This window comes from Curtobacterium sp. 9128 (assembly GCF_007673775.1).
Classification (GTDB): Bacteria; Actinomycetota; Actinomycetes; order Actinomycetales; family Microbacteriaceae; genus Curtobacterium.
This window is the reverse complement of record NZ_VEAF01000001.1, coordinates 85,479-99,020: the sequence shown is the minus strand read 5'-3', so window position 1 is coordinate 99,020 and position 13,542 is coordinate 85,479. Positions and strand designations below refer to the sequence as shown.

11 protein-coding genes are annotated in these 13,542 nt (G+C 72.4%); all 11 read left to right on the top strand.

Translation table 11 applies throughout. The features are described from left to right. The first annotated feature begins 27 nt into the window (after positions 1 to 27). Genes pyrR through FS641_RS00365 form a run of 11 tightly spaced genes read left to right on the top strand, consistent with a single transcriptional unit; the run spans position 28 to position 13,417 of the window. Positions 28 to 636: a bifunctional pyr operon transcriptional regulator/uracil phosphoribosyltransferase PyrR gene (gene pyrR, locus FS641_RS00415; RefSeq protein WP_144758334.1), complete on the top strand. Its 609-nt coding sequence runs from the start codon at positions 28 to 30 to the stop codon at positions 634 to 636. Further along, positions 633 to 1,601: an aspartate carbamoyltransferase catalytic subunit gene (locus FS641_RS00410; RefSeq protein WP_144758332.1), complete on the top strand. Its 969-nt coding sequence runs from the start codon at positions 633 to 635 to the stop codon at positions 1,599 to 1,601. Before pyrR ends, FS641_RS00410 begins: the two co-directional genes overlap by 4 nt. Continuing rightward, a complete protein-coding gene (locus tag FS641_RS00405; protein WP_144758329.1) occupies positions 1,598 to 2,950 on the top strand; it encodes a dihydroorotase in 1,353 nt (450 codons plus the stop codon). Before FS641_RS00410 ends, FS641_RS00405 begins: the two co-directional genes overlap by 4 nt. After that, complete coding sequence (locus FS641_RS00400) at positions 2,947 to 3,489, top strand: hypothetical protein (protein WP_144758327.1); 543 nt, start codon at positions 2,947 to 2,949, stop codon at positions 3,487 to 3,489. Before FS641_RS00405 ends, FS641_RS00400 begins: the two co-directional genes overlap by 4 nt. Beyond that, positions 3,489 to 4,709 carry a glutamine-hydrolyzing carbamoyl-phosphate synthase small subunit gene (gene carA, locus FS641_RS00395; protein ID WP_144758325.1) on the top strand — a complete coding sequence of 407 codons (1,221 nt, stop codon included), beginning with the start codon at positions 3,489 to 3,491 and terminating at the stop codon, positions 4,707 to 4,709. The genes FS641_RS00400 and carA overlap by 1 nt, the downstream gene beginning before the upstream one ends. Continuing rightward, positions 4,709 to 8,002, top strand: a complete 3,294-nt coding sequence (carB, locus tag FS641_RS00390; RefSeq protein WP_144758323.1) for a carbamoyl-phosphate synthase large subunit — start codon at positions 4,709 to 4,711, stop codon at positions 8,000 to 8,002. Before carA ends, carB begins: the two co-directional genes overlap by 1 nt. After that, positions 7,999 to 8,907 carry an orotidine-5'-phosphate decarboxylase gene (pyrF, locus tag FS641_RS00385; protein ID WP_260855543.1) on the top strand — a complete coding sequence of 303 codons (909 nt, stop codon included), beginning with the start codon at positions 7,999 to 8,001 and terminating at the stop codon, positions 8,905 to 8,907. The genes carB and pyrF overlap by 4 nt, the downstream gene beginning before the upstream one ends. Beyond that, on the top strand, positions 8,904 to 9,815 hold the full coding sequence (gmk, locus tag FS641_RS00380) for a guanylate kinase (protein ID WP_144758321.1): 912 nt from the start codon (positions 8,904 to 8,906) through the stop codon (positions 9,813 to 9,815). The genes pyrF and gmk overlap by 4 nt, the downstream gene beginning before the upstream one ends. A gap of 55 nt (positions 9,816 to 9,870) precedes the next feature. Then, a complete protein-coding gene (gene rpoZ, locus FS641_RS00375; RefSeq protein WP_144758319.1) occupies positions 9,871 to 10,137 on the top strand; it encodes a DNA-directed RNA polymerase subunit omega in 267 nt (88 codons plus the stop codon). 5 nt (positions 10,138 to 10,142) lie between these two features. Continuing rightward, entirely contained in the window at positions 10,143 to 11,357 is a 1,215-nt protein-coding gene (gene metK / locus FS641_RS00370) for a methionine adenosyltransferase (protein ID WP_186317507.1), read from the top strand. 8 nt (positions 11,358 to 11,365) lie between these two features. Further along, on the top strand, positions 11,366 to 13,417 hold the full coding sequence (locus tag FS641_RS00365; protein WP_144758317.1) for a primosomal protein N': 2,052 nt from the start codon (positions 11,366 to 11,368) through the stop codon (positions 13,415 to 13,417). Positions 13,418 to 13,542: the final 125 nt, after the last annotated feature.

The window sequence follows — 13,542 nt, the reverse complement described above, 5'->3', positions numbered from 1 at the left end:
TCCAGAGAGGCGGGGAAGGAGGTCGGCGTGGGTACCAGAACGGTCCTGCAGCACCCCGACATCACGCGTGCCCTGACACGCATCGCGCACGAGCTCCTCGAGGCCAACCACGGCGGCTCGGACCTCGTGCTCCTGGGCATCCCGACCCGGGGAGCGGTCCTCGCCGAACGACTCGGCCGGATCCTCGCGGACATCGAGCCCGAGTGGGCCTCCGCACGCGGCGGCATCGGCACCGAACGCGTCGGCGCCCTCGACGTCACGATGCACCGCGACGACCTCGGGCACGGCATCGGTCGGGCGCCGCACCGCACGTCGATCCCGGCCGGTGGCGTCGACGGCAAGGTCGTCGTCCTCGTCGACGACGTCCTGTACTCGGGCCGCACGGTCCGGGCGGCGCTCGACGCGCTGCAGGGGATCGGGCGTCCGCGCGCGGTCCGCCTGGCGGTCCTCGTCGACCGCGGGCACCGCGAACTCCCGATCCGTGCGGACCACGTCGGCAAGAACCTGCCGACCGCGTCCGACGAGCGGGTCACGCTGCGCCTGACCGAGACCGACGGCACGGACGAGGTCGTCATCGAACAGCCGGAGCAGCCGGAGCAGCAGGCGCAGCAGGCGCAGCCGGGGGGCATCGCGTGAAGCACCTCCTCTCCACCGCCGACCTCTCCCGTGCGGACGCCGTGCACATCCTCGACGTCGCCGAGGAGATGGCCGCGGTCAACACCCGCGAGGTCCGCAAGCTCCCCGCCCTCCGCGGCAAGACCGTGGTGAACCTCTTCTTCGAGGACTCCACCCGGACGCGGATCTCGTTCGAGGCCGCGGCCAAGCGCCTCTCCGCCGACGTCATCAACTTCGCGGCGAAGGGGTCGAGCGTCTCCAAGGGCGAGTCGCTCAAGGACACCGTGCAGACGCTCGGCGCGATGGGCATCGACGGCATCGTGATGCGGCACGGTGCGTCCGGCGCTCCGCGGGTCCTCGCCGACGCCGACTGGATCGACGTCCCCGTGGTGAACGCCGGTGACGGGACGCACGAGCACCCGACGCAGGCGCTCCTCGACGCGTTCACGATGCGTCGGCGCCTGCACGGCACCGCCAGTCGCGGGCAGGCCCTCGACGGCGTCCGCGTCCTCGTCGTCGGCGACGTGCTCCACAGTCGCGTCGCCCGGAGCAACGCCTGGCTGCTCCGCACGCTCGGCGCGCACGTGACGTTCGCCGCCCCGCCGACCCTCCTGCCGGCGACGAAGGCCTCGCCCACGCCGTTCGGCGCTGCCGTGCACCACGACCTCGACGCCGCCCTCGCGGAGGACCCGGACGTCGTGATGACCCTCCGCATCCAGCAGGAGCGGATGAACGACGCGTTCTTCCCGAACCCCCGCGAGTACACCCGGCACTGGGGCCTGACCGCGGCCCGGTTCCAGCGGCTGTCCGAGCGCACACTCGTGATGCACCCGGGACCGATGAACCGCGGGCTGGAGATCGCCGGCGTCGCCGCCGACGCGCCGAACTCGACGGTCGTCGAGCAGGTCGAGAACGGCGTCTCGGTCCGCATGGCCGCGCTCTACCTCGCCCTGACGGGCGACCAGCAGAAGGAGACCGTCGCATGACCGCCCACCTCATCCGCGGCGCCCAGCTGGTCGACGGCTCGCGCGCCGACATCCGCCTGGAGGACCGGCGCATCACCGCGGTCGGGTCCGGTCTCGACACGGCCGGGGCCACGGTCGTGGACGCGGACGGCCTGATCGCCCTGCCCGGTCTGGTGGACCTGCACACCCACCTCCGCGAGCCCGGCTTCGAGGAGTCCGAGACCGTGTTGTCCGGCTCCCGTGCCGCGGCCGCCGGCGGCTTCACCGCCGTCAACGCGATGGCGAACTCCTCGCCGGTGGCCGACACCGCCGGTGTCGTCGAGCAGGTGCAGGCGCTCGGTGACGACGCCGGGTACGTCACCGTCCGGCCGATCGGTGCCGTCTCGCAGGGCCTGCAGGGGACGCACCTGTCCGAGATCGGAGCGATGGCGACCTCGCGCGCGAAGGTCCGGGTCTTCTCGGACGACGGCTCGTGCGTGGCCGACCCGCTGCTCATGCGTCGGGCGCTGGAGTACATCAAGGGCTTCGGCGGTGTCCTGGCGCAGCACGCGCAGGAGCCCCGCCTGACCATCGGCGCGCAGATGAACGAGGGCCGACTGTCCTCGGAGCTCGGACTCGCCGGGTGGCCGGCCGTCGCGGAAGAGGCGATCATCGCCCGCGACGTCCTGCTCGCCGACCACGTCGGGGCGCGCCTGCACGTCTGCCACGTCTCGACCGCCGGCAGCGTCGAGGTGATCCGCTGGGCGAAGTCCCGCGGGATCGACGTCACCGCCGAGGTCACGCCGCACCACCTGGTGTTGACCGAGGACCTGATCGCCGGGGTCGACGGCGCGCCCGGGTACGACGCCCGGTACAAGGTGAACCCGCCGCTGCGCTCCCGCGAGGACGTCGACGCCCTGCGCGCGGCCCTGGCCGACGGCACGATCGACATCGTGGCGACGGACCACGCCCCGCACACGGCCGAGGCGAAGTGCTGCGAGTGGCCGGCTGCTGCGAACGGCATGGTCGGGCTCGAGTCCGCGCTGAGCGTCGTGCACGCCGCGGTGGTCGCGTCCGGCCAGCTCGACTGGGCCGACGTCGCCCGGGTGCTCTCGAGTGCACCGGCACGCATCGGCCAGGTCGACGGGCACGGCCACGCCGTCGCCGAGGGCGCCCCGGCGGAGATCACGCTCTACGACCCGAGCGTCGTCCGCGAGTTCGCGGTCACCGACCTCGCCGGCCAGTCGCAGAACTCGCCGTACCTCGGCATGCAGCTCCCCGGTCGGATCGTCGCGACCTTCCACCACGGGTACCCGACGCTCCTCGACGGTGCGCTCGTCGACCCGCAGACGATCGCCGCGGCCGCACGCGCCCAGCAGGTGCACGCATGAGCGGCGACGCCGCCCGGTGGCTGCTCGGCGGGGTGATCCTGCTCGCGGTCGCCGCGCTGTTCGTCGCCATGGTGCGCACCTGGCGGACGCGGGAGCGGCGGCAGGCGGAGGTCGTGCCTCCCGTCAGCGTGCCGACGAACGTCGGACCGGCGGCCGGGTCGTGGGACGGCTTCAGCGTCGCGACGACCCGGGCCGACCAGCCGCTCGAGCGGATCACCGCTGGCGGACTCGGCTTCCGTGGACGCGGCGGCGTGACCGTGCACGAGCACGGCGTCGTCCTGCACCTGGCCGGGGCCGACGACCGGTGGATCGCGGAGGACGCCGTCCGCGGCGCGGACCGCGCGACGTGGGCGATCGACCGCGTGGTCGAGCCCGGGGGACTGGTCCGTCTGCGATGGACGGCGACCGGCGCCGCAGGAGCGACGGACCTCGACACCTACTTCCGGTTCCCGGAGGGCGATGCGGCAGCACTGCACGCGCTCCAGGAACTGGCGACGAAGCACAACCACCCGCACCCCGCGGGCGAAGGGACGAACTGATGACACGCGAACGGGCCGTGCTGGTCCTCGAGGACGGCACCCGGTACGACGGCTGGGCCTACGGCGCCCGCGGGCGCACGCTCGGCGAGGTGGTCTTCGCGACCGGGATGACCGGCTACCAGGAGACGCTCACCGACCCCTCCTACGCCGGCCAGATCGTGGTGCAGACCGCACCGCACATCGGCAACACCGGCGTGAACGACGAGGACCCGGAGTCGCGCCGCATCTGGGTCGCCGGGTACGTCGTCCGCGATCCCAGCCGGATGGTGTCGAACCACCGCGCGACGGCGTCGCTCGACGACCACCTGGAGCGCGACGGCATCGTCGGCATCTCCGGGATCGACACCCGTGCCCTCACCCGGCGCATCCGTGACGCCGGCGCGATGAAGGGCGGTGTGTTCAGCGGAGCCGACGCCGCGCTGTCCGAGGCGGAGCAGCTCGACGCCGTGCGGTCGCAGGCGCAGATGGCCGGCGCGAGCTTCTCCGCGACCGTCTCGACGCCGGAGGCCTACGTGGTCCCGGCCGTCGGCGAGCAGATCGGCACGCTCGCCGTGCTCGACCTCGGCGTGAAGGCCTCGACCACCCGCTACCTGTCCCAGCGCGGCTTCGAGGTGCACGTGCTCCCGCAGGACGTCACCATCGACACCCTCCGTGCGCTCGCCCCCGACGCGCTGTTCTACTCGAACGGCCCGGGGGACCCGGCAGCGTCCGACGCGCAGGTCGAGCTGCTGCAGGAGAGCCTGCGGGACGGCCGCCCGTTCTTCGGCATCTGCTTCGGCAACCAGCTCCTCGGACGCGCGCTCGGGTTCGGCACGTACAAGCTCCCGTTCGGGCACCGCGGCATCAACCAGCCGGTGCTCGACACCACCACCGGCAAGGTCGAGATCACGAGCCAGAACCACGGGTTCGCGGTCGACGCCCCGATCGGTCAGGTCCTGGAGTCCCCGGTCGGCTTCGGGCGGGTCGAGGTCTCGCACTACTCGCTGAACGACGACGTCGTCGAGGGCCTCCGCGCGCTCGACATCCCGGCGTTCAGCGTGCAGTACCACCCCGAGGCCGCCGCCGGACCGCACGACAGCATGTACCTCTTCGACCGGTTCCGGGACATGGTCGTCGCGCGGAAGGAGGGCCGTCCGCTGGACGCCGCCACCGCCGACGCCACGACCCCCGCGGCCGACCCCACGTCCGGTTCGGCCACGACGAACGAAAGCAGCAACTGATGCCGAAGCGCTCTGACATCTCCTCCGTCCTCGTCATCGGCTCCGGCCCGATCGTCATCGGTCAGGCCGCCGAGTTCGACTACTCCGGCACCCAGGCGTGCCGCGTCCTCCGCGCCGAGGGCATCCGCGTGATCCTCGTCAACCCGAACCCGGCGACGATCATGACGGACCCGGACTTCGCCGACGCGACGTACATCGAGCCGATCACGAACGCCTCCCTCGAGGAGATCATCCGCATCGAGCAGCCGGACGCCGTGCTGCCGACACTCGGCGGTCAGACCGCGCTGAACGCGGCGATCGCGCTCGACGAGGCCGGAATCCTCGAGAAGCACGGTGTCGAGCTGATCGGTGCCAAGGTCGACGCCATCCAGCGCGGTGAGGACCGCCAGCTGTTCAAGGAGCTCGTCCTCGAGTCCGGTGCCGACGTCGCCCGTAGCCACATCGCGCACACCCTGGAGGAGGCGAAGGAGTACGCGAAGGACCTCGGGTACCCGCTCGTCGTCCGGCCGTCCTTCACCATGGGCGGTCTCGGCTCCGGCTTCGCGTACAACGAGGACGAGCTCGTCCGCTTCGTCGGCGACGGCCTGCAGTCGAGCCCGACCACCGAGGTGCTGCTCGAGGAGTCGATCCTCGGGTGGAAGGAGTACGAGCTCGAGCTCATGCGGGACAACCACGACAACACCGTCGTGGTCTGCTCGATCGAGAACGTCGACCCGGTCGGCGTGCACACGGGCGACTCGATCACGGTCGCCCCCGCGCTGACGCTGACCGACCGCGAGTACCAGAACATGCGGAACATCGGCATCGACATCATCCGTCGCGTCGGTGTCGACACCGGTGGCTGCAACATCCAGTTCGCCGTCGACCCGTCCAACGGTCGCCTGATCGTCATCGAGATGAACCCGCGCGTGTCCCGCTCGAGTGCGCTCGCGTCGAAGGCGACCGGCTTCCCGATCGCCAAGATCGCCGCGAAGCTCGCCATCGGGTACCGCCTGGACGAGATCCAGAACGACATCACGGGTGTCACGCCGGCGAGCTTCGAGCCGACGCTCGACTACGTCGTCGTGAAGACCCCGCGCTTCGCGTTCGAGAAGTTCCCGGCAGCGGACGCCACGCTCACCACGACGATGAAGAGCGTCGGCGAGGCGATGGCCATCGGTCGGAACTACGCCACGGCGCTGCAGAAGTCGCTCCGTTCGCTCGAGAAGCGGGGCTCGAGCTTCCACTGGGACACCCCGGCGGAGTCGCTCGACAAGGCGGCGCTGCTGGCGAAGGCGGCGATCCCGACCGACGGCCGCATCGTCACGGTGCAGCAGGCCCTCGTCGCCGGCGCCACCGCGGAGGAGGTCTTCGACGCCACCGGGATCGACCCCTGGTTCATCGACCAGATCGTCCTCATCAACGAGGTCGCCGCCGAGGTCGCCGCCGCCGCGGAACTCGACGCCGACACCGTCCGGTGGGCCAAGGAGCACGGGTTCAGCGACGTCCAGATCGCGGCCCTGCGGAGCAGCGACGCGGCGACGGTCACCGAACAGGACGTCCGGGACACCCGCCACGCGCTGGGGATCCGCCCGGTGTTCAAGACCGTCGACACCTGCGCCGGCGAGTTCCCGGCCCTGACGCCGTACCACTACTCGTCGTACGACACCGAGACCGAGGTCGCCCCGAGCGACCGGAAGAAGGTCGTCATCCTCGGCTCGGGTCCGAACCGCATCGGGCAGGGCGTCGAGTTCGACTACTCCTGCGTGCACGCGTCCTTCGCGCTCTCCGCCGCCGGCTTCGAGACCATCATGGTCAACTGCAACCCGGAGACGGTGTCGACCGACTACGACACCTCGGACCGCCTGTACTTCGAGCCGCTGACCACCGAGGACGTCCTCGAGGTCATCGAGGCCGAGGCGGCGTCGGGCGAGCTCGTCGGCGTCGTCGTGCAGCTCGGCGGCCAGACGGCCCTGGGCCTGGCGAAGCCGCTCGAGGCGGCCGGGATCCCGATCCTCGGCACCACGCCGACGGCCATCGACTCCGCCGAGGAACGCGGCCAGTTCTCCGCGATCCTCGACGAGGCGGGCCTCCTCGCCCCGCGCAACGGCACCGCACACGACCTCGCCAGCGCGACCGCGGTGGCCGAGGAGATCGGGTACCCGGTGCTCGTGCGCCCGTCGTTCGTCCTCGGCGGCCGCGGGATGGAGATCGTCTACGACTCCACCGCGATGGCCGACTACTTCGACCGGATGGCCGACCAGGCGATCATCGGCCCCGACCTGCCGCTCCTGGTGGACCGGTTCCTCGACGACGCCGTGGAGATCGACGTCGACGCGCTGTTCGACGGGGAGCGTCTGTACATCGGCGGCATCATGGAGCACATCGAGGAGGCCGGCATCCACTCCGGCGACTCGTCGTGCACGCTCCCGCCGGTCGGCCTCGGCCGTGGCGAGATCCAGGCGGTCGTCGACGCGACCGGCGAGATCGCGCGCGGCATCGGCGTGCAGGGGCTGCTGAACGTGCAGTTCGCCATCGCTGCCGGCGTGCTCTACGTGCTCGAGGCGAACCCGCGCGCCAGCCGCACGGTGCCCTTCGTGTCCAAGGCCCTCGGCATCGCCCTCGCGAAGGCCGCGGCGCGCGTGATGACCGGCACGTCGATCGACGACCTCGTCGCCGAGGGCGTCCTGCCGGAGCGGGACGGCGCGTTCGTCCCGGCACAGGCACCCGTCGCCGTGAAGGAGGCCGTGCTGCCCTTCCGTCGCTTCCGCACCGCCGAGGGCCAGGTCGTCGACTCGGTGCTCAGCCCCGAGATGCGCTCCACCGGCGAGGTGATGGGCATCGACCGCGACTTCCCGCGGGCGTTCCTCAAGTCGCAGGAGGCCGCGTACGGCGGTCTGCCGACGAGCGGCACGGTCTTCGTGAGCGTCGCGGACACCGACAAGCGGGCGATCGTCCTGCCGGTGCACCGGCTCCAGCAGCTCGGCTTCACGATCACCGCGACCGAGGGGACCGCCGAGGTGCTCCGACGCAACGGCATCCTGGTCGATGTGGTCGGCAAGTACAGCCAGGGCGGCGAGAGCGTCGTCGACCTGCTCGCCCGCAACGAGGTCGACATCGTCATCAACACCCCCTCCGGTGCGTCCGGGCGTGCGGACGGCTACGAGATCCGCGCGGCGACGGTCGCCGCGGACAAGCCGCTGTTCACCACGATCGCGCAGCTCGGCGCGGCCGTCGCCGCGATCGAGACGATCGGCACCCAGCACAGCGTGCGGAGCCTGCAGGACTACGCGCTCGAGCGAGCGGGCTGGTGACGGTCCGTCCCGGCGTCGTGGACCGGACGGGAGGCACGGCTCCGTTCGGCGTGCGGCTCGCGGCAGCCATCGGGTCGCGGTCGGCGCTCTGCGTCGGGATCGACCCCCACGCCGCCACCCTGGCGGCGTGGGGGCTCGGCCGGGACGAGGCGGGCCTGACGGAGTTCGGCCGCGTCCTCGTGGACGCGGCCGCGCGCCGCGCCGCCGTGGTGAAGCCGCAGGTCGCGTTCTTCGAGGCCGCCGGGGTCGCCGGCTACCGCGCGCTCGCGGCGACGATCCGTCGGGCACACGATGCGGGCCTCCTGGTCGTCGCGGACGTCAAGCGCGGCGACATCGGCTCCACCGGTGACGACTACGCCCTCGCGTGGCTCGACCGGGACGGTCCGTTCGCGGCGGACGCGATGACCGTGTCGCCGTACCTCGGGTACGGCTCGCTCGCCGGCACGGTCGACCTGGCGCGCCGGAACGGCGCGGGGGTCTTCGTGCTCGCCGCGACGAGCAACCCGGAGGCGCGGGTGCTGCAGACCGCGGTCCTGACCGAGGGCCCGCGTGCTGGTCGGAGCGTCGCTGCCGGTATCGTTCTCGACGTGGCAGACGACAACCCGGCCGTGGGCGACCAGGCCATCGGCGACGTCGGGCTCGTGCTCGGCGCGACCCTGACCCTGTCCGACTTCGGCATCGGCGCGGACGACATCGCCACGGCGCCGGTCCTCGCTCCGGGCTTCGGTGCCCAGGGCGCGCGCATCGAGGACCTCCGGGCGCTGTACGGCACACGTGCCGAGCAGGTGCTCGTGAGCGAGTCGCGCGGGCTCCTCGCAGACGGCCCCGACGGCGTCGCCGGGCTGGTGGCCGAACGCGCCGATCGCATCGCGGCGGCCCTGGCGCTCCCGGGGGCACGGGCATGAGCGACCGCTCCGAGCTGCCGGCGCACCGGAACCCGCCCGAGGTCGACCGCGTCGCCGCCGCACGTGCCGCGGTCGCTGCTCGGCGCGCCCGAGCCGCCGTGAAGGCCGCCGTGGCGTCGGGGGAGCGCTCAGCGCTCGACGTGGCCCGGACCGCCTGGAGCGACGCGGACGCGCCCGCCGAGAAGTCCCTGCGCGTGCGCGACCTGCTGACGAGCCTGAGCGGCATCGGTCCGGCGCGCGCCGAGAGCGTCATGGGGACGCTCCGGATCGCGCCGTCGAAGCGGCTCGGCGGCCTCGGCACCCGGCAGCGCACCGCACTGTCGGACTGGTTGGTCGCCCGCGGACGGAAGCGGGGCACGTCGAAGCTCGTCGTCCTCGCCGGGCCGACCGCCGTCGGGAAGGGCACCGTCAGCGCCTACATCCGCGAGCAGTACCCCGAGGTGAACCTCAGCGTCTCCGCGACCACCAGGAAGCCCCGCCCGGGCGAGGTCGACGGGGTGCACTACTACTTCGTCGACGACGCCGAGTTCGACCGGATGATCCGCGACCGGGAGCTCCTCGAGTGGGCGACCGTGCACAACTCCTACCGGTACGGCACGCCGCGCCCGCCGATCGACCGCGCGCTCGACGCCGGCGACAAGGTGATGCTCGAGATCGACCTGCAGGGCGCCCGTCAGGTCCGCGACGCGATGCCCGAGGCCGTGCTGGTCTTCCTGCTGCCGCCGACGTGGGAGGAACTCGTCCGTCGGCTCATCGGCCGGGGGACGGAGTCGCCAGAGGAACAGGCCCGACGGCTCGAGACCGCGAAGGTCGAGCTCGCTGCGCAGGACGAGTTCGACGTGCGGATCGTCAACTCCGATGTCGGCACTGCGGCACGAGAGGTCGTAGACTTGTTCACTGCGCCCTAGCCGGGGGCGCCCGTGCTCACCGGGCACACACCATCTTCTGTCGACTGGAGACACCATGGCCAACCCCCAGGGCATCATCGACCCGCCCATCGACGACCTGCTCGCCAAGGTGGAGTCGAAGTACGCGCTCGTCATCTTCGCCTCGAAGCGTGCCCGCCAGATCAACGACTACTACGCCGACCTGCACGAGGGCTCGCTCTTCGACAACGTCGGTCCGCTCGTCGACTCCACGATCGACGACAAGCCGCTGTCGGTGGCCCTCCACGAGATCAACGAGGACAAGCTCACCGTCACCAAGCAGCAGCCGCAGCCGACCGTCTGAGCCCGGTGACGTCCAGCACGCTGCGCCTGTTCACGTCCGAGTCGGTGACGGAGGGCCACCCCGACAAGATCTGCGACCAGATCTCGGACACCATCCTCGACGCACTGCTGACCGTCGACCCGCACGCCCGCGTGGCCGTCGAGACGATGGTCACGACGGGGCTCGTGCACGTCGCGGGTGAGGTCACGACCTCCGGCTACGTCGAGATCCCGAAGCTCGTCCGTGACGTCATCACGGGCATCGGCTACAACTCGTCCGAGGTCTCGTTCGACGGCCGCACCTGCGGTGTCGAGGTCTCGATCGGGGCCCAGTCGCCCGACATCGCACAGGGCGTCGACGAGTCGCTCGACACCCGTACCGGTGCCGGCGTCGACCCGCTCGACCGTCAGGGTGCCGGGGACCAGGGCATCATGTTCGGGTTCGCGACGAACGAGACGCCCGAGTACATGCCCGTCGCGATCTGGCTCGCGCACCGCCTGGCCGAGCGGCTCGCCGCCGTCCGCAAGTCCGGCACGCTGGACTTCCTGCGCCCCGACGGCAAGACCCAGGTCACCGTCGGGTACGACGGCGTCGTGCCGAAGACGGTCGAGACGGTCGTCGTGTCGACGCAGCACTCGCCGGCTGTGACGCTCGACGAGCTCACCGCGGCGATCACCGAGCACGTCATCCGTCCGGTGCTCGACCTCGTCGACCTCGACTCCTCCCGGGTCGAGGTCATCGTGAACCCGACCGGTCGCTTCGAGATCGGTGGCCCCCAGGGCGACGCCGGGCTCACCGGCCGCAAGGTCATCGTCGACACCTACGGTGGGGCCTCCCGTCACGGCGGTGGCGCGTTCAGCGGCAAGGACCCGTCGAAGGTGGACCGTTCGGCCGCCTACGCGCTGCGCTGGGTCGCGAAGAACGCCGTCGCGGCGGGCCTCGCCGACCGGCTCGAGGTCCAGGTCGCCTACGCCATCGGTCGGGCGAAGCCCGTCGGGCTCTACGTCGAGACCTTCGGGACCGGGCACGTCGACGACGCCACCATCGAGGCGGCGATCCGCACGGTGTTCGACCTCCGTCCGGCGGCGATCATCCGTGACCTCGACCTGCTGAAGCCGCGCTACGCGCAGACCGCGACGTACGGCCACTTCGGCCGCGAGCTCCCCGGGTTCACCTGGGAGGCGCTCGACCGCGTCGAGGAGCTCCGCCAGGCCGCAGGACTCGCCACCGCCGCCGTCTGAAGGTCCGCGTGACCACCGTCGCGCGCGTCGTCCTCGACTCGCCGCTCCCGCAGCTCGACCGTCTGTTCGACTACCGGGTGCCGGCCGAGCTCGAGGACGACTGCGTGCCGGGGGTGCGGGTCAAGGTCCCGCTCCGGACCGGTGCCCGGATGTCGGACGCGTACGTGGTCGAGGTCCTCCGCGAGGGTGGCTACCCGGGCGAGCTCAGCGCCGTCGAGACGGTCGTCAGCGCGGTCCCGGTGCTCGCGCCGGAGATCTGGCGACTCGCCCGCGCCGTCGCCGACCGCGCTGCCGGTGTGGCGAGCGACGTCCTCCGGCTGGCGGTGCCGACCCGGCAGGTCCGTGCCGAGAAGGCGTGGCTGGCGCGGGACCCGTCGCACGTGCCGACCGCGGTCGTCGCGCCGGAGGTCACGGGGTACGGCGACGGCGTGCTCGAGCGGGTCCTCGCCGAGGACGGCCGTGCTGCCGTCGCCGCGGTGCCGCACCCGGTGGACCTCGGTGCCGTCGGTGCCGCCAGCCCTGCTCCTGCTCCTGCTCCCGCTTCTGCTTCGGCTCCGACTTCCGGCGAGGCTCCCGAGCCCGTGCACGTGTGGGTCCCCGGGTGGGCGGCGACCCTCGCGCAGGCCGCTGCGCGCACCCTCGCCGCGGAACGCTCCGCCGTCATCGCGGTGCCCGACTTCCGCGACCTGACGGACCTCGAGCGCGCGCTGCACGTGTACGTCCCCGCCGAGCGTGTCGTCCGGTTCGACGCGAAGCAGACGAACGGCCAGCGGGCGAAGGCGCTGTTGCAGGCACGGACGCACCCGGTGGTCGCGATCGGCAACCGCACGGCGATGTACGCCCCGGCGGACGACCTCGGGCTCATCGCGATGTGGGACGACGGCGACCAGTCGTTCATCGAACCCCGCGCACCGTACGTGCACACGCGCGACGTCGCCCTCGTCCGGGCCGCGCAGTCCGGCGCCGCGCTGCTGTTCGCGTCGCACGCACGGAGCACCGACGTGCAGCGCCTCGTCGAGCTGCAGTGGCTCGAGGACGTCGCCCCGTACCGGCAGGCCGTGCCGAACGTCATCCCGACGCAGCAGCAGGTGAACGCCGACGGACCCGCCGCGCAGGCACGCATCCCGAGCAGTGCGTGGCGTGCCGCCCGCGAGGCCAGCCGGACCGGCCCGGTGCTCGTGCAGGTCGCGAACCCCGGCTTCGGTACCGGACTGGTCTGCGCGGACTGCGGGGAGCGGGCGCACTGCCGGGTGTGCGGTGGTCCGCTCGGCAGCCCCACGCACGGGGCCGTGCCGCAGTGCCGGTTCTGCGGCGCGCTGGCGGTCGGGTACCGCTGCCCGACGTGCGGCGGCGGGAAGCTCAAGCCCGTCGGGCAGGGGGCACAGCGCACGGCGGACGAACTCGGTCGGGCGTTCCCCGGCACCAGGATCATCGTCGCCGACGGCTCACGGCCGATCGACGAGGTCCCGGCGAAGCCCGCGGTCGTGGTCGCCACCCGCGGCGCCGAACCGTCGACCCCGGGCGGCTACGCCTGCGTGCTGCTGCTCGACGGGGAGCGGATGCTCGCGCGCGAGGGGCTCCGCGTGCAGGAGGAGGTGCTGCGCTTCTGGACCAACGCCGCGGCGAAGGGTGCTCCCGGAGCGTCGGTGTACCTCGTGGGCATCGGCGGCCGGCTCGCGACGGCGATGGCCCTGTGGCAGCTCGACGGACCCGCACACGACGAGCTCGTCGACCGCCGCGAGCTCCTGTTCCCGCCGGCCGTCCGCGTCGCGACGCTCACCGGCACGGAGCCGGCCGTCACCGCGGCGGTGGAGGCCCTCGGCGACGCACTCGTCGGCCCCGTGCTCGGACCCGTCCCGATCGAGGACCCCGTCCCCGGCACCGTGCGCGCCATCGTGCGCTTCCCCTACGCCCACGGGACCGAGGTCGCCGCGACCCTGAAGGCGGAGGTCATCCGTCGCTCGTCCACGCGCCGCGTGCTGCCGGGAGGCGAGAAGCGCCGCGCTGCCCCGGCGCTCCGCGCGCGCCTCGACGACGCCGAGCCCTTCGCCGAGGTCTGACGCGCCGGGCGCCCCCCTCCCGCACGCGCCCGCCGTCGCCCGCGCCCGCACGCGCCCGCCGTCGCCCGCTCCCGCGCTCGCCTGCCCGCCCGCTCCCGCGCTCGACTCGGAACGACAGCGTCGCT

Bases quoted from the DNA above. Each gene is read 5' to 3' on its own strand.
- FS641_RS00405 (WP_144758329.1), top strand. From the start codon at position 1,598: ATGACCGCCCACCTCATCCGCGGCGCCCAGCTGGTCGACGGCTCGCGC.
- FS641_RS00400 (WP_144758327.1), top strand. From the start codon at position 2,947: ATGAGCGGCGACGCCGCCCGGTGGCTGCTCGGCGGGGTGATCCTGCTC.
- carA (WP_144758325.1), top strand. From the start codon at position 3,489: ATGACACGCGAACGGGCCGTGCTGGTCCTCGAGGACGGCACCCGGTAC.
- carB (WP_144758323.1), top strand. From the start codon at position 4,709: ATGCCGAAGCGCTCTGACATCTCCTCCGTCCTCGTCATCGGCTCCGGC.
- gmk (WP_144758321.1), top strand. From the start codon at position 8,904: ATGAGCGACCGCTCCGAGCTGCCGGCGCACCGGAACCCGCCCGAGGTC.
- rpoZ (WP_144758319.1), top strand. From the start codon at position 9,871: ATGGCCAACCCCCAGGGCATCATCGACCCGCCCATCGACGACCTGCTC.